The following is an 18686-nucleotide window of genomic DNA, read 5'->3' as shown; positions in this document are numbered from 1 at the left end:
CGCGACGAGCGGCCGCGCCGGGCGCGGCCGCTCGTTCGGGTCGGTCGGCGGCGGGGTCAGCCGACGTCGATGCCCAGCGCCTGCACGATCTTGCCGGTCTGCTCCATCACGCCCTGCGTGAACTCGGCCGCGTCGGGTCCGACCTGCTGGATGCGGTCCCAGGCGTCGGCGACCTCGTCGGGTGACGGCACGCTGTCGAAGGTGGCGCCCTCGCCCTCGAGGATGGCGACGCGGGCCATGTAGCCCCCGCCGACCGAGTAGATGCGTCCGGTGTCGGTGCAGGCCTCGGCGGCGAGGTAGGCCACCAGCGGCGAGACGTAGTCGGGCTCGAGCCGCTCCAGCAGCTGCGGCGGCATGATGTCCTCGGTCATGCGCGAGGCGGCGACGGGGGCGATGACGTTGGCAGTGATGCCGTACTTGGCGCCCTCGATCGCCAGCGTGCGGGTCAGGCCGACCAGGCCGAGCTTGGCCGCCGAGTAGTTGGACTGACCGAAGTTGCCGTACAGCCCGGACCCGGAGGTGGTGTTGACGATGCGGCCGTAGCCCTGTTCGCGCAGGTGCGGCCAGGCGGCGCGGGCGACGTGGAAGCCGCCGTAGAGGTGGACCTTGAGCACCAGGTCGAGCTGGTCCTGCTCGAGCTTGGCGAACGAGACGTCGCGCAGGATGCCGGCGTTGTTGACGACGACGTCGACGCGCCCGAACGCGTCGATGGCGGACTGGACGATGGCCTGGCCGCCCTCCCAGGTGTGCACGCCGTCGTAGTTGGCGACCGCCTCACCACCGGTGGCGCGGATCTCGTCGACGACGGCATCGGCCATCTCCGAGCCGCCGCCCTCCCCGGCACGGTTGCCGCCGAGGTCGTTGACGACCACCTTGGCGCCCCGGCCGGCCAGCAGCAGCGCATGGCTGCGGCCGAGACCGCCACCGGCGCCGGTGACGATGGCGACGCGTCCGTCGAAGTCGATCTGGGCCACGGGGAGACTCCCTCGATCCGGGTGACCGCTCCGCGGCCACCGGTTCCTCGCTCATCGGGCCGCACCCTAGCCAGGGGAGACGGCGGCGACGGAACCGTTCCGGTGGCCGTCGCTAGGCTGCCGGCGGCCTGCTGCCCCCGACGTCTGGCGAGAAGCCGTGGAACCGTCCCTGCCTCGCCCCGAGGGCGGCTTCGCGACCCGTGCGGTGCGCGGTGCCACGATCGTCCCCGAGGTGGTGCAGCAGCCGGTGTCGCCGGCGATCTGGCCGTCGGCGACCTGGGCGACCCCGACCTCCGCCGAGGTCGGTGACCTGCTGGTCGACGCGACGCCCGGCTACGCCTACGGCCGCTACGACAACCCGACCGCGACGACGCTGCACGGGCTGGTCGCCTCGCTGCACGAGGCTCCGGCGGCGTGGGCGTCGGCATCGGGGACCGCCGCGATCCACGCGGTGCTGTCGGTACTGCGGGGCCGTGGCCGGATCCTGGCGACCTCGCGGTTGTACGGCGGCACGTGGGCGCTGCTGCGGCGGTTGGCGGCCGAGTCCGGCTGGGAGGTCGACCACGCCGACCTGCTCACCGCCGAGCAGTTGCGTGCCGCGCTGCGCGACGAGCACACGGTCGTGCACGTCGAGACGATCGCGAACCCGTCGACCGCGGTCGCCGACCTCGCCGGCATGGCGGCGGTGTGCCGTGAACGCGGGGTCGCGCTGGTCGTCGACAACACGTTCGCCTCGCCCTTCCTGTGCCGGCCCCTGACGTTGGGGGCGACGGCGGTGGTCGAGTCGGCGACGAAGTACCTCGCCGGCCACGGTGACGTGGTCGCGGGCGTGGTGGCCGGCAGCGAGTCACTGGTCGCCGCGGTCCGGGAGCACGTGTTCGAGCTCGGGGGGTCGCTGGGGCCCTTCGAGGCCTGGCTGGTCGTGCGCGGCATCCAGACCCTGCCGCTGCGGATGCGGGCCGCGGGCGCGAACGCGCTCGCGATCGCCCGCGCGCTGTCGGCCACCGGTGTCGTCGGTCCGGTCCGCTATCCGGGCCTGGAGGATCATCCGCACCACCTGTTGTCGCGCGAGCTGTTCGGCGGGCGCGGCTACGGCGGGGTGTTGTCGTTCGACCTGCCCCACCGGGCGGCGGCCGAGGTGTTCGCCGACGCCTGCCGGGTGTTCGCCCGGGCGGCGTCGCTGGGTGGCACCCACTCGTTGGTGCTCCATCCGGCCTCGACCAGCCACCGTCAACTCGACGACGCCGCGCTGGCTGCGGCCGGTCTCGGGCCCGGAACGGTGCGGCTCGCGGTCGGGATCGAGGACGAGGACGATCTGGTCGCCGACGTACGTCAGGCCCTGGCGACCGCCACCGAGGGAGGTTCCCGATGAAGCGTGTCCTGCTGTTGTTCGGGGGCCGGTCCTCGGAGCACGAGGTGTCCTGTCTGTCGGCGCGGTCGGTGCTCGCGGCGGTGGACCGCGAGCGGTACGAGATCGTCCCGGTGGGCATCACCCGCGACGGGCGCTGGACGTTGACCGACGGGGTCGTCCAACCGGCCGCCGGCCGGGCGCTGCCCGAGGTCGCCGACGCCGGTCCGACGGTCGCGCTCGTCGGCGGTGCCGACGGCGCCCGCCTCGTGGAGGTCGACGAGCGTGACGACACCGCCCGGGTGCTCGGCCGGATCGACGTGGCGTTCCCGGTGCTGCACGGCCCTTGGGGCGAGGACGGCACCGTGCAGGGGCTGCTCGCCACGGTCGGGGTTCCCTACGTCGGCGCCGACGTGACCGCGTCGTCGATCGGGGTCGACAAGGGGGCGATGAAAGCGGCGTTCGCGGCGCGTGGCCTGCCGCAGGGGCCCTACGTGAGCGTGCACCGGCGCCGGTGGAGCGCCGACCCGCAGCTGGTCGCGGCGTCGCTCGAGGACCAGCTCGCCTACCCCTGGTTCGTCAAGCCGGCCCGGCAGGGTTCGTCGATCGGGATCGGCCGGGTCGCCGACCGTGACGGCCTGGCCGCCGCGTTCGAGGAGGCCTACCGCTACGACGACGTGGCGATCGTCGAGCAGGGGTTCGCCGCGCCCCGCGAGCTCGAGGTCGGGGTACTGGGCAACGAGGAGCTGGCCGTGACCGCGCCGGGGGAGATCCGCCCGTCGCACGAGTTCTACGACTTCGAGGCCAAGTACCTCGACGAGTCGGAGCTGGTGGTCCCGGCCGAGGTCCCTGCCGACGTGGCCGAGCGCATCGACCACCTCGCCCGCGAGGCCTACCGGGCCATCGGCTGCGCCGGCATGGCCCGGGTCGACTTCTTCCTCACCGACGCCGGTGAGCTGTTGGTCAACGAGATCAACACGATCCCCGGCTTCACCCCCAACTCGATGTTCCCGCGGCTGTGGGACGCCCAGGACCTGGCGTACCCGCAGCTGGTCGACCGGCTGCTCGACCTCGCGCTCGAGCGCGGCTGAGTCGCTCGCGAGCGATCCGGAGCGGCAGGCACCCGGAAGGGCCGTGGCGTGGTCCGTGGAGTGGTCCGCGCAGCAGCGGGACGGGCGGTCGCCGCGACCGCATAGTCGGCTACCGGCACGGATCGCAAGGGCGCGACTCGTCCGATCGGTGTCGGGTCCGGGCTTGCGCCGGCCGGGGGGGACCTGCGTACGGTGCCCGTGCACGGCGACCCCCGGTACCTGGCGGGTGTGGCGCCGTGATCGGCAACCTTGCGGGAGGTGATCTCCACGCTGGTGGGGCCAGCCCGAGCGGCCCCGACGCCGGCTCGTGGTCCCTGCGCGACCGGGGACCCGGCGGCGTTTCCCCCGGCGGCCGTCATGTCCGATCCCATCCGGTTCCGAGGCCCCGCGGCGTCCGACGCCGCGGACGTGTGGCGATTGGCCCGTGACAGCGGCGCGCTGGACCTGAACTCGCCCTACGCCTACCTGCTGTGGTGCACCGACTTCGCGACGACGACCGTGCTCGCCGAGGACGCGACCGACCGACGCGTCGGTTTCGTCGGCGGCTACCGGCCGCCGACCGACCCCGAGGCCGCGTTCGTGTGGCAGGTCGCCGTCGCCGCCGACCAGCGCGGACGCGGGCTCGGGCGCCGTCTGCTCGACGCGTTCCTGTCCCGTCCGGGCACCCGAGACGGCCGCTGGCTGACCGCCACGGTCACGCCGTCCAACGCGGCCTCGCTGGCGCTGTTCCGCGGCTACGCCGACGCCCGAGGCGTCGGCTGCGACGAGCACGAGCGGTTCCCCGCCGAGGTCTTCCCGGCCGAGGCGGGCGTGCACGAGCCCGAGCTGGCGCTGCGCATCGGGCCGTTGCCGCCGCGCTGAACGCCCCGACGTCGTGGCGGGTCGGCGCCACGCCGGCGTGGACTGCCATGGTCCCCCCCGGACCCGACCACGCCGACCTTCCCCGCCCGAACCTCCACCCGAGACCACCGTTCGACACGGCAAGGAGTTTGCGTGAACCTGATCATCGACCGTCACGAGTCCCAGGTCCGGTCGTACTGCCGGTCCTGGCCGGCCACCTTCGAACGCGCCCGGGGTTCGCAGGTGTGGGACACCGAGGGGCGCCGCTACCTCGACTTCTTCGCCGGCGCCGGTGCGCTCAACTACGGACACAACGACCCGGCGATGCGGCAGGCGGTCGTCGACTACCTGCTCGCCGACCACGTCGTGCACAGCCTCGACACCTACACCCCGGCCAAGGAACGCTTCCTGGCCCGCTTCGTCGAGGTCGTCCTCGCCCCGCGCGGCATGGGGGCGTTCAAGGTGCAGTTCCCCGGACCGACCGGGACCAACGCCGTCGAGGCGGCGATGAAGCTCGCCCGCAAGGTGACCGGCCGCGACCGGGTCATCGGCTTCACCAACGCCTTCCACGGCATGACGGTCGGTTCGCTGGCGGTGTCGGGCAACCTCGGCAAGCGCGGCGGCGCCGGCATCATGCTCGGTGCCGGGACCAACCTGCCCTACGACGGCTACTTCGGCCCCGACGTGGACACGGTCGGCTACCTCGACTCGTTGCTGGAGGACACCGGCAGCGGACTCGACAAGCCGGCGGCCGTGATCGTCGAGACCGTGCAGGCCGAGGGCGGCCTGCACACCGCCTCGATGACGTGGCTGCGCGACCTGCAGGCGGTCTGCCGCCGCCACGACGTCCTGCTCATCGTCGACGACATCCAGGCCGGCTGTGGCCGGACCGGCACCTTCTTCAGCTTCGAGCCGGCGGGTGTCACCCCGGACATCGTGACGCTGTCGAAGTCGCTGTCGGGCTTCGGGCTGCCCATGGCGCTCACCCTGTTCCGACCGGAACTCGACGTGTGGGAGCCGGGTGAGCACAACGGCACCTTCCGCGGGCACAACCCGGCGTTCGTGACGGCGACCGAGGCCCTGCGCTTCTGGGAGGACGACACCCTCACGCGGGAGGTGGACCGCAAGGCGGCGATGATCGCGCAGACGCTGGACCGTCTGGCCGTGGCGCACCCGGTGCTGGAGGTGGAGCGTCGCGGGCGCGGCATGGTGCAGGGTCTGGCCTGTGCCGAGGGCTTCGCCACACGCATCTGCGCGGCGGCGTTCGAGCTCGGACTGATCCTCGAGACGTCCGGCCCGCGCGACGAGGTGGTCAAACTGTTGCCGGCACTCACCATCAGCGACGAGGACCTCGACGAGGGACTGGAGTTGCTCGTCCGGGCGGTCGTCGCCGCCGTTCCCGCCACCGCCCCGGCGACCGCCGCCACCGCCACCCAGCCGGCCTGACACGGCCGGTGAAAGGGAGATCCATGATCGTCCGCAGCCTCGACGACCTCGTCGGCACCGACCGCGACGTCGTCGCCGAGACGTGGTCCAGCCGCCGCTTCCTGCTCGCGCAGGACGGCCTCGGCTACTCGCTCAACGACACGGTGCTGCACGCCGGCACGACCACCCGGATGCACTACAAGCACCACCGGGAGTCCGTGTACTGCATCGAGGGCAGTGGGGTGCTCACGAACCTCGAGACGGGGGAGGAGCACCCGATCGCGCCCGGGACCCTGTACGTGCTGAACGAACACGAGCGGCACGCGCTGCGCGCCGACACCGACCTGCGCATGGTCTGTGTCTTCACCCCGGCCCTGACCGGCCGCGAGGTCCATGGTCCCGACGGCGCGTACCCGCCGGCGACGGTCGACGACGCCGCGGCCGGCGACGCGAACGACCCCAGCGTATCCAGCAAGGAGCTCGCGCATGGCTAGCACCGAGACCGCCCGCCAGGACTTCTACCCCACCCGCGTCAGCGACCGGCCACAGCTGCTCGAGCGGAACGAGCCCGTGACCCGTGGCGGCGTCGACGACGGTCCGCTCGACCGTGCGGCGCTCGACGCCTTCGACCGCGACGGCTACCTCGTCCTGCCCGAGGTGTTCTCCACCGAGGAGATCGCCGGGATCCGTGGCCGGCTCGACGAGCTGTCGGCCGACCCGACGGTGCGGGCCGACGAGCGGACCATCACCGAGCTCGAGTCCGACGAGGTCCGCTCGATCTTCGAGATCCACAAGACCGACCCGACGTTCGCCGAGTTGTCGGCCGACCCGCGGGTCGCCGACGTCGCCCGGCAGCTGCTCGGCTCGGACGTCTACATCCACCAGAGCCGCATCAACGTCAAGCCCGGCTTCGTCGGCAAGGGCTTCTGGTGGCACTCGGACTTCGAGACCTGGCACGCCGAGGACGGCATGCCGCGGATGCGGTGCCTGTCGGCCTCGATCACGCTGACGGACAACTATCCGCACAACGGTCCGCTGATGGTCGTCCCCGGATCACACCGCACCTTCGTCACGACCGTCGGGCAGACGCCCGAGGACCACTACAAGGCCTCGCTCAAGAAGCAGGAGGTCGGCACCCCCGATCACGACAGCCTGCACGAGCTCATCGTCGGCCAGGGACGGGAGATCCGTCAGTTGACCGGCAGGGCCGGCTCGGTCGTGTTCTTCGACTGCAACCTCATGCACGCCTCGTCGGAGAACCAGACCCCGTTCCCGCGCAGCAACGTGTTCCTGGTCTACAACTCGGTCGACAACGCACTCGAGGAGCCATTCGCCGCGCCGAGCCGGCGTCCCGAGTTCGCCGCCGCGACCGAGTGGACCCCCGTGCCACGCGCGTGACGGTCACAGGTTGACGATGGGGCAGGTCAGTGTCCGGGTGATGCCGTCGATGGCCTGGATCCGGCTGACGACCATGCGACCGAGCTCGTCGACGTTGCCGGCCGACGCCTTGACGATCACGTCGTAGGGGCCGGTGACGTCGGCGGCCTCGGTGACACCGGGGAGCTCGCCCGCGGCGCGGGCCACGGCCGCTGCCTTCCCGAGTTCGGTCTGGATCAGGATGTAGGCCGAGACGTCGACCACGGCAGGCTCCCTTCGCTCGGCACCGTGCGCGAGCATGCCACGCTAGTCGTCGCCGGGTGGCGGTCGCCGACGGAGTCGGGTTCGACGCGTGCGGTCACGACCCCCGACGTGCGCGCACACGACGAAACGCCGTGTCGAGCGGTGCTCGACACGGCGTTCGCGACGGTGCGTGCCTCGGGGTCGGTGGCCCCGGGACGTGTCAGCCGGCGGTCTTGACCGGCGGACGGGTCACCTTGCCGGCCTTCAGGCAACCGGTGCAGACGTCGACCTTGACGGTCCGTCCGTTCACGAACGCCTTCACCCGCTGGATGTTCGGGCTCCAGCGCTTGCTCGAGCGGCGGTGCGAGTGGCTGACCTGCTTGCCGACCCAGGGCTTCTTGCCGCAGTAGCTGCAGACGGAGGCCATGATGAAGTCCTTCTCGAGTGCGTCGGACCCGGGCTGCGGCGCCGCGCGTGGGCGCCTTCCCTGGCGGGGTCCGACCGGGTGGTCCTTCGAAGCCGCACCGGCCACCATGGGCGGTCGCGGGTCCTTCGCCCCGGCGACGGCACCGTTGCGACGTCGTGCGGGGCACTGCTGCATCACCCCGCACCGCGAGGCGACCGCGCCAGCCTACCAGCGTCCGTCCAGAGCCGCGACCGCGGCGCCGTGCCGACGCTAGCCTCCGCGGCCAGGAACGGCGAGGCGAAGGACGTGGCGTGCCCGACGGCCAGGGAGCGCCCTTGGCGGCGGCCGAGCTGCCGGCCCTGCTCGAACGCGTGCATGCGGCGTTGGCGCAGCGGCGCCAGGCGATCGACGACCTCAACGTGTTCCCGGTGCCCGACGGGGACACGGGCACGAACATGACCCTCACGGTGAGTTCGGGCCTCGAGGCGCTGCGCGCGGCGGCGGACGCGCGCCCCCGCGACCAGGCCGCCGCCGTCGTGCGCGGCGCCGTCCGCGGGGCGCGCGGCAACTCCGGGGTCATCCTCAGTCAGGTGGTGCGCGCCATCGTCGAGGTGGTGGGCGGGGAACGCGACGTCGGTGCCGAGCACTACGCACGGGCGTTGGAACGGGCGCGTTCGCTGGCCTACGAGGCCGTGGCCGAACCGGTCGAGGGCACCATCCTGACCGTCATCGGCCAGGCCGCCGGGGCGGCCCGTCGGGCGGTGGAGGCCGGGGCCGACCTGGTCCGCACCTCGGCGGAGGTCGTCGCGGCCACCACCGAGGCCGTGGAACGCACCCGTGAGCAACTGGCGGTCCTGCGTGATGCCGGGGTGGTGGACGCCGGTGCCCGGGGGTTCGAGGTGCTCGTCGCCGCCGTGCACGGTCACCTCACCGGACAGGACCCGCCGCTGGTGGCGGAAGCGTCCGCGGATCGGCCCGATCACACCACCTGCGAGCGGTCGTACGCGTACGCGTTCGAGGTCCAGTACCTGCTCGACACCGACACCGACACCGACACCGACGCCGACACCGACGCCGACGCCGACACCGACACCGACGCCGACGACGTCGTGGCCCGCACGCTGCGTGCCCGCCTCGAGCGCCTCGGGGACTCGGTCGTGGTCGTCGCCGCCGGCGGCCTGCTCAACGTCCACGTGCACACCGACGACGTCGGCGCCGCGATCGAGGCCGGACTCGACCACGGGCGGCCCAGCGACATCGCGGTGACCCACTTCGGCGACCAGATCGCCGCCAACCGGGCCGCACGCCCGCGGCCGGCGCTGGGCGCCGTCGCGGTCCTGCACGGTGACGGGCTGAGCGCGTTGGCCCGGCGGACCGGTGCCGTGGTCGTCGCGGGACGGGCCGGCGACCTGCCGTCGGTGGCCGAGGTGCTCGACGCGGTGGCCGCCGTCGACGCCGCACGGGTGGTCGTGCTGCCCGGGCACCGCAACGCCGTCGCCGCGGCACGACAGGCCGCCGGCGTCGCCGCCGCGGAGGGTGGCCGGCGTCTCGACGTCGTGGAGGCGGCCTGCTCACCGCCCGCGGTGCTGGCCGCGCTGGCCGTGCTCGATCCCACCGGCCCGCCCGACCGGGTGCTGGCCGACCTCTACGCGGCGGCGGACGCGGTCCGGGCCGGCGAGGTCGTCGACGCGGTGCGCGACGCCGACACCCCCATCGGTGTCGTGCGTGCCGGTCAGGCGTTGGCGGTCGTCGATGGGCAGGTGGTCGCGGTGGCCGACGACCCGCTGGTGGCGCTCGAGGCCGTGTGCCGTGGGCTGGCCGTCGGCGCCGCCGAGGTCGTGACGCTGCTGGTCGGCGACGGGGTCGACGGCGAGGTGCGTCGGCGCGCGGTGTCCGTGGTCGCGTCGGCCGCCGACGGCGAACTGGAGGTGATCGACGCCGGGCAACGTCCGGCCCGGTTCTGGGTCGGTGTCGAATGAGCGAGCGTCCCCTCGCCCTCGACGACCGCGTCGACGCCCTGCCGGGTGTCGGCGCCAAGGCGCGCGGCGCGCTGGAGGAGTCGTTCGGCATCCGGACCGTGCGCGACCTGCTCGAACACTACCCGCGCAGGTACCAGGACGCCGGCGAGGTGCTCGACCTCGCCGAGGTCCGCGCCGGCGAGCCGGCCACGCTGATCGGCGAGGTGCTCACCTGGAACACCCGACGGATCCCGAAGCGCGGGCAGCGGCGCCCGCTCGAGGTCGCCGAGGGAACGGTCCGGCAGGCCAGCGGTCGCACGTTCACGGCCACCTTCTTCAACCAGAACTGGCGCGCCGGTCAGCTCGCCCCGGGCACGGTCGCGGCCTTCAGCGGCAAGGTCAAGCGCTTCCGCAACGAGCTGCAGTTGGCCAGCCCCGACGTCGAGGTCCTCGGCCGCGTCGGCGCGGGCGTCGACACCGACGCCGCGGCCGAGCGGCTTCGTCACCAGCGGCTGCTGGCGGTGTACCCGGCGACGGAGGCCTGGCCGTCGTTCAAGCTCGCGAACCTCGTCGAGACCGCCCTCGGGAGCCTGCCCGAGCTGCCCGACTGGCTGCCCGAGTCGTTGCTCGACGAGCTCGACCTGGTGACCTACGACGCCGCCGTCCGGGGGATCCACCAGCCACCGGACCACGCGACCCGCACGGCGGCGCGCCGTCGCCTGGTGTTCGACGAGCTGTTCGCGCTGCAGCTCGGGGTGCAGCGCCGCCGCGCCCGGCTCGAGGCCGAGGTCGTCGGTGTCGACAACGCGCCGGTCGTCGACGGCCGTGCACAGGCGTTCGTCGACGCCCTGCCGTTCCCGCCGACCGGGGCGCAGCAGCGGGCCTTCGCCGAACTCGCGCAGGACCTCGGCGGACCCCGGCCGATGCACCGGCTGCTGCAGGGCGACGTCGGTTCGGGCAAGACCGTCGTCGCGGTCTGGACGCTGCTCAACGCGGTCGACCACGGCCGGCAGGCGGCGTTCATGGTCCCGACCGAGGTGCTGGCCGAGCAGCACTTCCGCACACTGACGAACCTGCTCGCTCCCCTGGGCGTCAACGTGCTCGACGGCCTGCGCATCGAGCTGCTCACCTCGTCGACGACGAAGCGGGAACGGCAGCGCATCCTGGGCGAGCTGCTCGCCGGCCAGCTCGACGTGCTGGTCGGCACGCATGCGCTGCTCGAGGAGGGGGTGCGCTTCGCCGACCTCGGCGTCGTGGTCATCGACGAACAGCACCGCTTCGGCGTGGCCCAGCGGGTCCGGCTCAAGGAGAAGGCGGGAGGCCCGTCGCTGGACCCCGACGCACCCGACGTCCTGCCCGACGTGCTGGTGATGACGGCCACGCCGATCCCGCGCTCGCTGGCACTGACCGTCTACGGCGACCTCGACGTCACCGTGCTCGACGAACTGCCGCCGGGACGCGAGCCGATCACCACCCAGTTGATCACCCCGTCGCAGGCCGACCGGCGCGCCCGGCTCTACGAGTTCGTCCGACGCGAGGCGGCCGCCGGCCGACGGGCGTACGTCGTCTGCCCCCTGGTCGAGGAGGGCGAGCTGCCGGCGAAGGACGTCACGGGCGAGCACCGGCGGCTGGCCGGGGAGGTCTTCCCGGAGCTGACGGTCGAGCTGATCCACGGCCGCCTGCGTCCCGACGCCAAGGAGGCGGCGATGCGGCGCTTCCGCTCGGGGGAGGCCCAGGTGCTGGTCGCCACCACCGTCATCGAGGTGGGGGTCGACGTCCCCGAGGCCACCATCATGGTGATCGAGGACGCCGAGCGGTTCGGCATCAGCCAGCTGCACCAGTTGCGCGGCCGCGTGGGCAGGGGCGGCGGGCAGAGCTACTGCGTGCTGTTCGCCGGCTGGTCCGGTCCGGAGCTGCCCGAGCAGAGCCTCGAGCGTCTCGAGGCGGTCGCCGCCACCAACGACGGGTTCGCGCTCGCCGAGAAGGACCTCGCCCTGCGTGGTACCGGCACGCTGTTCGGTCGGACCCAGTCGGGGGCGATGTCCGACATCAGGCTGGCCGACATCGTCGGCGACCGCCCGCTGATCGAGGAGACCCGCCGGCGCGCGCGCGAGGTCGTCTCCCGCGACCCCGACCTGCAGGCACCGGCGAACCGGCCGCTGCGCGACGAGGTGACCCGCCGCTTCGAGGGGCGCGGGACCGAGGTCGTGGAGGTCGACGACACCGACGAGCTGGCGGCCTTCGCCGCGCTCGAGACCGGCTGACCCCCGGCGACTACCGTGCGCGCCGGACGCGAGGACGGGAGCGGCGCGTGGATGAGGTCGGGCTCGGGACACGACTGTGGGAGCCGCCCGAGGACGCGCGCGCGTGCACCACGATGGGGCGCTTCCTCGATTGGGCGCAGACGCGCACGGGACGGCAGCTGCCGACCTACGCCGACGCCTGGCAGTGGTCGGTCGAGGACCTCGAGGAGTTCTGGGCCGCGGTCGTCGACTGGTTCGACCTGCCGTTGACGACCCCCTACGAGCGGGTGCTGGCCGACGACGCCATGCCCGGTGCGGTGTGGCTGCCGGGAGCACGGCTCAACTACGCCGCGCAGGCGCTGCGCTGGCGCGGGGACGCGCCGGCGATCGTGGCCCGCTCGCAGACCCGCGACGAGTTGGTGCTCTCGCGTGAGGAGTTGCGCGACCAGGTCGCCCGCGCGGCCGCAGGGCTGCGCCGGTTGGGCGTCGGGCGCGGCGACCGGGTCGTGGGCTACCTGCCCAACGTGCCCGAGACGGTGGTCGCGTTCCTGGCCTGTGCCGCGCTCGGGGCGGTGTGGTCCTCGTGCGCACCCGAGTTCGGGGTCAAGGCGGTCGTCGACCGGGTCCGCCAGATCGAGCCGACCGTGCTGTTGGCGGTGGACGGCTACGTCTACGGTCGCCGCACGGTACGGCGTGCCGCCGAGGTGGCCGAGATCCGTGACGGTCTGCCCAGCCTGCGGGCCACGGTGGTGCTTCCGCAGCTCGGTGGGAGCGTCGCCCGCGAGGACTTCCCGGGAGTGACCAGCTGGGACGAGCTGCTCGCCGAGCCCGGGGAGCTGCACGTCGAGCCGCTGCCGTTCGATCACCCGCTCTACGTGCTCTACAGCTCCGGGACGACCGGTCTGCCCAAGGCCATCGTGCACGGCCACGGCGGCATCCTGCTCGAGCACGTCAAGATGCTCGGCCTGCACCACGACCTCGGTGAGGGGAACGCGTTCAGCTGGTTCACCACCACCGGGTGGATGATGTGGAACTACCTGGTGTCCGGGCTCACGGTCGGTGCCACCCTGGTGTTGTTCGACGGCGACCCTGGCCACCCCGACCTCACGACGCTGTGGCAGCTGGCGGCGGACACCGAGGTGGACGTCCTCGGGGTCGGGGCCCCGTTCCTGATGGGTTGCCGCAAGGCCGGCCTGCGACCACGCGACTCGTTCGATCTGTCGCACCTGCGCCAGATCGGCTCGACCGGCTCGCCGCTGCCGGCCGAGGGCTTCGGCTGGGTGCGTGAGGCGGTGGGGGAGCACGTCCAGGTGGTCTCCGCCTCCGGCGGGACCGACGTGTGCACCGCGTTCGTCGCCGCCGCACCGCTGCTCCCGGTCCACGCCGGGGAGATCCCGTGTCGCTGCCTCGGCGCCGACGTGCAGGCGTTCGCGCCCGACGGCACCTCGGTCGTCGGCGAACGGGGCGAGCTCGTCGTCACGCGGCCGATGCCCTCGATGCCGGTCGGGTTCTGGAACGACCCCGACGGCGAGCGCTACCGCGCGGCCTACTTCGAGGACTTCCCCGGCGTGTGGCGCCACGGCGACTGGCTCGAGGTCACCGAGCGCGGCACGTGCATCATCACCGGTCGCTCCGACGCCACCCTCAACCGCGGTGGTGTGCGCATGGGGACCTCGGAGTTCTACGCCGTGGTCGAGGACGTCGAGGGGATCCTCGACTCGCTGGTGGTCCACCTGCCCGAACGCGACCAGCAGCCCGACCGTCTGGTGTTGTTCGTCGTGCTCGCCGAGGGGCAGGCGCTCGACGACGCGCTGCGTGGGCGCCTGGCCGGCGCCGTCCGGGCCCAGCTCTCGCCGCGACACGTCCCCGACCAGCTGCTGGCCGTGCCGGCCGTGCCGCGCACGATCTCCAACAAGAAGATGGAGGTCCCGGTGAAGCGGCTGTTGGCGGGCGAGCCACTGGACCGGGTCGCCAACCCGGGCGCCATGGCCAACCCGGAGAGTCTCGACGCCTTCGCGGCACTCGCGGCGGATCCGGCCTGATACGAAACGCCCGGTTTTCGCGCGCTGAACGCACGGTGTCGAGGTCGGATCTGCCGGGCCCTTTCCTCCCCTTCGTACAGGCCGACAACGCCCGATCACGGGGGAATTCCGAGAATCCAGTCCCAGGGCGGAGTCGGTCGTACGGGGCCGATCGTGCAGGGTTGACCAGCCGAGGTCCGGCGCCTCCGGACCCGTTCGCGCGCGCTGGTCGCGCGCCCCGTCCCGAGGGCAACGGGGTTGCGCCGTCGCGAGCGCGTCGCCACCGTTCGCCGCCGCGCCGCCGGGGTGTCCGCACCCCGGGCACGCAGCGCCCCTCGAGCCGACCCACGTCTCGGCGTCCCCGAACCGGAGTTCCTCCGTGCTGCTTCGCCACGCCCGTACGACCCTCACCCTCGGCCTGGCGGCGGTCCTCGCCGCGACCACCGTGCTGACCTCGAGCTCGCCGGCGCACGCCGCGACCTTCCCCGACACCGCCGGCCGCGGCTTCGCTCCCGCCGTCGACGCGCTGGCCGACCGCGGTGTCGTCCAGGGCGACCGGCAGGGCCGGTTCAACCCCGAGGCCCAGCTGACCCGCGGTCAGATGGCGAGCATCCTCGCCGCCGCACTCGACCTCCCCGCGGCCGGGACGGCGCCGTTCGACGACACCGCCGGTCACGCACACGAGGCGGGGATCGCCGCGCTCGCCGAGGCCGGCGTCACCGACGGGTGCGGCGACGGGGCGTTCTGCCCCGACGCCCCGATCACCCGCGCCGCGCTCGCCACGCTGCTCGTGCGCGGCTTCGACGTCGCCCCCACCGGCAACCGGCACTTCGACGACGGTGGTGGCGTCCACGAGGCCTCGATCCACGCGCTCGCCGAGGTCGGCATCGCCGCCGGCTGCACCACCCCGGTGAGTGGCTTCTGCCCCACCGACGAGGTGCTGCGCTGGCAGTCGGCGTACTTCGTCGCCCGTGCGCTCGACCTCGTCGACCGGGTCCAGCTCGCACCGCTCGCGCAGCGCCAGACCCAGGAGGCCGAGCGTCAGGCCCAGCTCGCCGCCGAGCGCGAGGCCCAGCGCCGCGCCGAGGAGGAGGCCCGCCGTCGCGCCGAGGAGGAGGCCCGCCGTCGCGCCGAGGAGGAGGCCCGCGCCAGTGCCCAGTCCGAGCGCAACGCCGTCTGGGACCGTCTCGCCCAGTGCGAGTCCGGCGGCAACTGGTCCATCAACACCGGCAACGGCTACTACGGCGGCCTGCAGTTCTCGCTGAGCTCGTGGCGCTGGGTCGGTGGCAGCGGCTACCCCCACCACCACAGTCGTGACGAGCAGATCCGCCGCGCCGAGATGCTCCTCGAGCGTCAGGGTTGGGGTGCCTGGCCCGCGTGCTCGCGCAAGCTCGGGCTGCGTTGATCGAACTGCCGCCGCTTCCTTCTCGCCCGCGGCCCGGGGCCGAGCGGGCGAGCGGGGGCTCGACTCCCCGGTCACCACACGGACCCGCCTACGATGGCGGGTCCGTGTCGTCGTTGCGTCGAGGTCGCCCCCCGTGTCCGAGTCCGTCGTCCCACCCGTCGCCGAACGCCGATCCCACGAGGTCACGCGCCACGGTGAGACCTTCGACGACCCCTGGTTCTGGCTGCGCGAACGTGAGGACCCCGCCGTGCGGGCCCACCTCGAGGCCGAGAACGCCTACACCGATGCCCACCTCGGCCCGCTGGAGCCGCTGATCGACCGCGTCTTCGACGAGATCAGGCAGCGGGTGCAGGAGACCGACGCCTCGGTCCCGTCGCTCGACGGCGGCTGGCTCTACTACCGGCGCACGCTCGAGGGCCAGCAGTACGGCATCCGTTGCCGGCGTCCGGCGCCCGAGGGCGTCGGCGACGTGCGCGAACTGCCCGACGAACGGCGTCGCCCGGTCGACCCCACCGCCCCGCCCGAGGACGAGGTGGTGCTCCTCGACGAGAACGTCGAGGCCGCGGCCCACGACTTCTTCCGTCTCGGCGGCTACGCCGTCAGCCCCGACCACCGGCTGGCCGCCGAACTGGTCGACACCGACGGCTCCGAGCGCTTCACCATCCGGGTCCGTGACCTGGCGACCGGGGAGCTGCTCGACGACCGCATCGAGGGCGTGGCGTACTCGCTGGCCTGGTTCGGGGACTCGCAGACGTTCCTGTACGCCGTCCCCGACGACGCCTGGCGCCCGTTCCAGATCAAGCGGCACCGGCTCGGTACCGACCCGGCGACCGACGAGCTGCTCCACCAGGAGGACGACGAGCGGTTCTGGTGCGGCGTGGGTCGCACGCGCTCGGAACGTTTCCTCGCGATCTCCGTGGGGAGCAAGGTCACCAGCGAGTGGTACCTGCTCGACGCCGACGACGCGTCCGCGGCGCCGCGGCTGGTCGCCGAGCGCGAGCACGGTGTCGAGTACGACCTCGACCATCGCGGTGACCAGCTGTTGATCGTCACCAACGCCGACGGCGCCGAGGACTTCAAGCTCGTCACCGCACCGGTCGCCTCACCGGGCCGGGAACACTGGACCGAGCTCGTCGGGCACCGTGCCGGCGTCCGGCTCGAGGGCGTCGAGGCCTTCGCCTCCCATCTCGTGCTGCACGAGCGCACCCAGGCCCGCACGCAGCTGCGGGTGGTCGACCCGACGACGGGGGACGGCGAGGTGCTGGCCATGGACGAGGAGGTCTACACCGCCGCCACTGCGTCCAACCCCTCGTTCGACACCCGCGTGCTGCGCCTGGCCTACACCTCGATGACCACCCCGACCCAGGTGATCGACCTCGACCTCGACACCGGCGAACGGGTCGTGCTCAAGCAGCAACCCGTCCGTGGTGGCTACGACCGCGACCAGTACGTCTCGTGGCGCGAGTGGGCCACCGCCGCCGACGGCACCCGCGTCCCGATCAGCCTCGTGCGTCGGGTCGACACCGCGCTCGACGGCACCGCCCCCTGCCTGCTCTACGGCTACGGGTCCTACGAGATCTCGATCGACCCGGGCTTCTCGCCGGTACGACTGTCGTTGCTCGACCGCGGGTTCGTGTTCGCCATCGCCCACGTCCGCGGCGGCGGGGAGCTCGGCCGGCGTTGGTACGAGGACGGCAAGTTCCTCGCCAAGCCCAACACCTTCGCCGACTTCGTGGCGTGCGCCGACCACCTCGTCGGGCAGGCGATCACCGCGCGCGACCGGCTCGCGGTCCGCGGCGGATCCGCCGGCGGGATGTTGATCGGCGCCGCGCTCAACCTGCGTCCGGACCTGGCCGCCGCCGCCGTCGCCGAGGTGCCCTTCGTCGACGTGGTCAACACCATGTCCGACCCCTCGATCCCGCTCACCGTCATCGAGTACGACGAGTGGGGCAACCCCGAGGACCCGGCCTACCACGAGGTCATGCGCTCCTACTCGCCCTACGACAACGTGCAGGCCGCCGAGTACCCGGCGATGTTCGTGACGGCCGGCCTCAACGACCCCCGGGTGCAGTACTGGGAACCGGCCAAGTGGGTCGCCAAGCTGCGCACCACCGCCACCGGTGGCGGACCGATCCTGCTGCACACCGAGCTCGGCGCGGGGCATGCGGGCCGCTCGGGCCGCTACGACGCGTGGCGCGACGAGGCGCGGGTGCTCGCGTTCGTGATCGACCGGGTGCACCCGGACGTCGCGCCCGTCACCGACGAGCCGGCCTAGTGCGCGTCGTCGCCGGAGCCGCACGCGGTCGACGACTCGTGGCGCCCCGCGGGCTGGACGTGCGTCCGACCACCGACCGGGTCAAGGAGGCGCTGTTCTCCTCCCTGCAGCCGCGCCTGCCCGACGCTGCCGTCCTCGACCTGTTCGCCGGCGCTGGGGGACTGGGGCTCGAGGCGCTCTCGCGCGGGGCCGCCACGGTGACCTTCGTCGAGCGCGCCCGACCGGCGCTCGAGGCCCTGCGCCGCAACCTCGACGCGGTCGGGCTGCCGGGCGGGCACGTCGTGACCGGCGACGTCCACCGGGCCCTCGAGGGACCACTGCCCGGTGCACCGTACGACCTGGTGCTGGCCGACCCGCCCTACGAGCTGACCGACGACGAGCTCACGACCGTCCTCGACGTCCTGGTCGGCCACCTCGCGGGGCACGCCACGGTCGTGATCGAGCGGGCCGCCCGCGACGCGGCACCGCGCTGGCCCGCCGAACTGCTGCCCGAGGAGCCCCGCCGCTACGGTGGCACGGCGTTGCACCGTGCGTCCCGGGCCACCCCGGACGCCGATCCGAGCCCGTCGAGGAGGGCGCCATGACGGTCGCCGCGGTCGTGCCCGGCAGCTTCGACCCGATCACGCTGGGGCATCTCGACATCGTCGCCCGGGCGTGTGCCCGTTTCGACCGCGTCGTCGTCGCCGTGCTGGAGAACCCCCGCAAGCAGGGGCTGTTCACGGTCGACGAGCGGGTGTCGCTGATCCACGCCGTCACCGGGGATCTCGACAACCTCGAGGTCGACCGCTTCGAGGGCTTGCTGGTCGACTTCTGCAACGCGCGCGACATCGGGATCGTGTGCAAGGGCTTGCGGGCGGTCAGCGACTTCGAGTACGAGTTGCAGATGGCGCAGATGAACCACCGCATCGGCGACGTCGAGACGGTGTTCCTGTCGACCTCGCCGGAACACTCCTACCTGTCGAGCTCGCTGGTCAAGGAGGTGGCGCGCTTCGGCGGGCCCCTCGACGGCACCGTGCCCGACGTCGTGGCCGAGGCGCTGCGCGGGAGGTTCGCCGGTCCGGCGGCCTGACGGGGTGCCGG

Annotated in this window: 16 protein-coding genes; 13 read left to right on the top strand and 3 right to left on the bottom strand. The window is 73.0% G+C overall.

Going from position 1 to position 18686, the window contains the following annotated elements; all coding sequences use genetic code 11:
- Positions 1-56 precede the first annotated feature (56 nt).
- Entirely contained in the window at positions 57-965 is a 909-nt protein-coding gene (locus ELR47_RS14565; RefSeq protein WP_370469417.1) for an SDR family oxidoreductase, read from the bottom strand.
- 166 nt (positions 966-1131) lie between these two features.
- On the opposite strand from ELR47_RS14565, the gene ELR47_RS14560 reads away from it, so the two are divergent.
- The 6 genes from ELR47_RS14560 to thpD all read left to right on the top strand — a co-directional run bounded on the left by ELR47_RS14560 (position 1132) and on the right by thpD (position 7076).
- Positions 1132-2346 carry a trans-sulfuration enzyme family protein gene (locus tag ELR47_RS14560; protein WP_130650542.1) on the top strand — a complete coding sequence of 405 codons (1215 nt, stop codon included), beginning with the start codon at positions 1132-1134 and terminating at the stop codon, positions 2344-2346.
- Positions 2343-3413, top strand: coding sequence for a D-alanine--D-alanine ligase family protein (locus tag ELR47_RS14555; RefSeq protein WP_130650541.1), 1071 nt, complete (start codon positions 2343-2345; stop codon positions 3411-3413). Before ELR47_RS14560 ends, ELR47_RS14555 begins: the two co-directional genes overlap by 4 nt.
- Positions 3414-3770: 357 nt before the next feature.
- Positions 3771-4274 carry a diaminobutyrate acetyltransferase gene (ectA, locus tag ELR47_RS14550; protein WP_130650540.1) on the top strand — a complete coding sequence of 168 codons (504 nt, stop codon included), beginning with the start codon at positions 3771-3773 and terminating at the stop codon, positions 4272-4274.
- A gap of 132 nt (positions 4275-4406) precedes the next feature.
- Positions 4407-5699: a diaminobutyrate--2-oxoglutarate transaminase gene (gene ectB / locus ELR47_RS14545; RefSeq protein WP_205745280.1), complete on the top strand. Its 1293-nt coding sequence runs from the start codon at positions 4407-4409 to the stop codon at positions 5697-5699.
- 23 nt (positions 5700-5722) lie between these two features.
- A complete protein-coding gene (locus ELR47_RS14540) occupies positions 5723-6172 on the top strand; it encodes an ectoine synthase (protein ID WP_130650539.1) in 450 nt (149 codons plus the stop codon).
- Positions 6165-7076, top strand: coding sequence for an ectoine hydroxylase (thpD, locus tag ELR47_RS14535; protein ID WP_130650538.1), 912 nt, complete (start codon positions 6165-6167; stop codon positions 7074-7076). The genes ELR47_RS14540 and thpD overlap by 8 nt, the downstream gene beginning before the upstream one ends.
- A gap of 3 nt (positions 7077-7079) precedes the next feature.
- Here the strand turns inward: thpD and ELR47_RS14530 are convergent, their stop codons facing one another.
- Positions 7080-7319 (bottom strand): Lrp/AsnC ligand binding domain-containing protein, encoded by a 240-nt coding sequence (locus tag ELR47_RS14530; RefSeq protein ID WP_229730564.1) that lies wholly within the window; start codon positions 7317-7319, stop codon positions 7080-7082.
- Positions 7320-7518: 199 nt separating this feature from the next.
- Positions 7519-7725, bottom strand: a complete 207-nt coding sequence (gene rpmB / locus ELR47_RS14525; RefSeq protein ID WP_130650536.1) for a 50S ribosomal protein L28 — start codon at positions 7723-7725, stop codon at positions 7519-7521.
- Positions 7726-8015: 290 nt separating this feature from the next.
- On the opposite strand from rpmB, the gene ELR47_RS14520 reads away from it, so the two are divergent.
- The 7 genes from ELR47_RS14520 to coaD all read left to right on the top strand — a co-directional run bounded on the left by ELR47_RS14520 (position 8016) and on the right by coaD (position 18675).
- Positions 8016-9683: a DAK2 domain-containing protein gene (locus ELR47_RS14520; protein WP_165404108.1), complete on the top strand. Its 1668-nt coding sequence runs from the start codon at positions 8016-8018 to the stop codon at positions 9681-9683.
- Positions 9680-11926, top strand: coding sequence for an ATP-dependent DNA helicase RecG (gene recG / locus ELR47_RS14515; protein ID WP_130650534.1), 2247 nt, complete (start codon positions 9680-9682; stop codon positions 11924-11926). The genes ELR47_RS14520 and recG overlap by 4 nt, the downstream gene beginning before the upstream one ends.
- Before the next feature lie 47 nt (positions 11927-11973).
- A complete protein-coding gene (locus tag ELR47_RS14510; RefSeq protein WP_205745279.1) occupies positions 11974-13947 on the top strand; it encodes an acetoacetate--CoA ligase in 1974 nt (657 codons plus the stop codon).
- Positions 13948-14305: 358 nt separating this feature from the next.
- Complete coding sequence (locus ELR47_RS19175; RefSeq protein ID WP_130650533.1) at positions 14306-15331, top strand: transglycosylase family protein; 1026 nt, start codon at positions 14306-14308, stop codon at positions 15329-15331.
- 133 nt (positions 15332-15464) lie between these two features.
- A complete protein-coding gene (locus ELR47_RS14500; RefSeq protein ID WP_130650532.1) occupies positions 15465-17606 on the top strand; it encodes a S9 family peptidase in 2142 nt (713 codons plus the stop codon).
- On the top strand, positions 17606-18190 hold the full coding sequence (gene rsmD, locus ELR47_RS14495) for a 16S rRNA (guanine(966)-N(2))-methyltransferase RsmD (protein WP_205745278.1): 585 nt from the start codon (positions 17606-17608) through the stop codon (positions 18188-18190). The genes ELR47_RS14500 and rsmD overlap by 1 nt, the downstream gene beginning before the upstream one ends.
- Positions 18187-18675, top strand: coding sequence for a pantetheine-phosphate adenylyltransferase (gene coaD, locus ELR47_RS14490; RefSeq protein ID WP_130650530.1), 489 nt, complete (start codon positions 18187-18189; stop codon positions 18673-18675). The genes rsmD and coaD overlap by 4 nt, the downstream gene beginning before the upstream one ends.
- Positions 18676-18686 lie beyond the last annotated feature (11 nt).

Origin of the sequence: Egicoccus halophilus (assembly GCF_004300825.1) — a bacterium.
Lineage (GTDB): Bacteria > Actinomycetota > Nitriliruptoria > Nitriliruptorales > Nitriliruptoraceae > Egicoccus > Egicoccus halophilus.
Note: the sequence above shows the minus strand (reverse complement) of the source record. Positions and strands in the feature narration are given on the sequence as shown.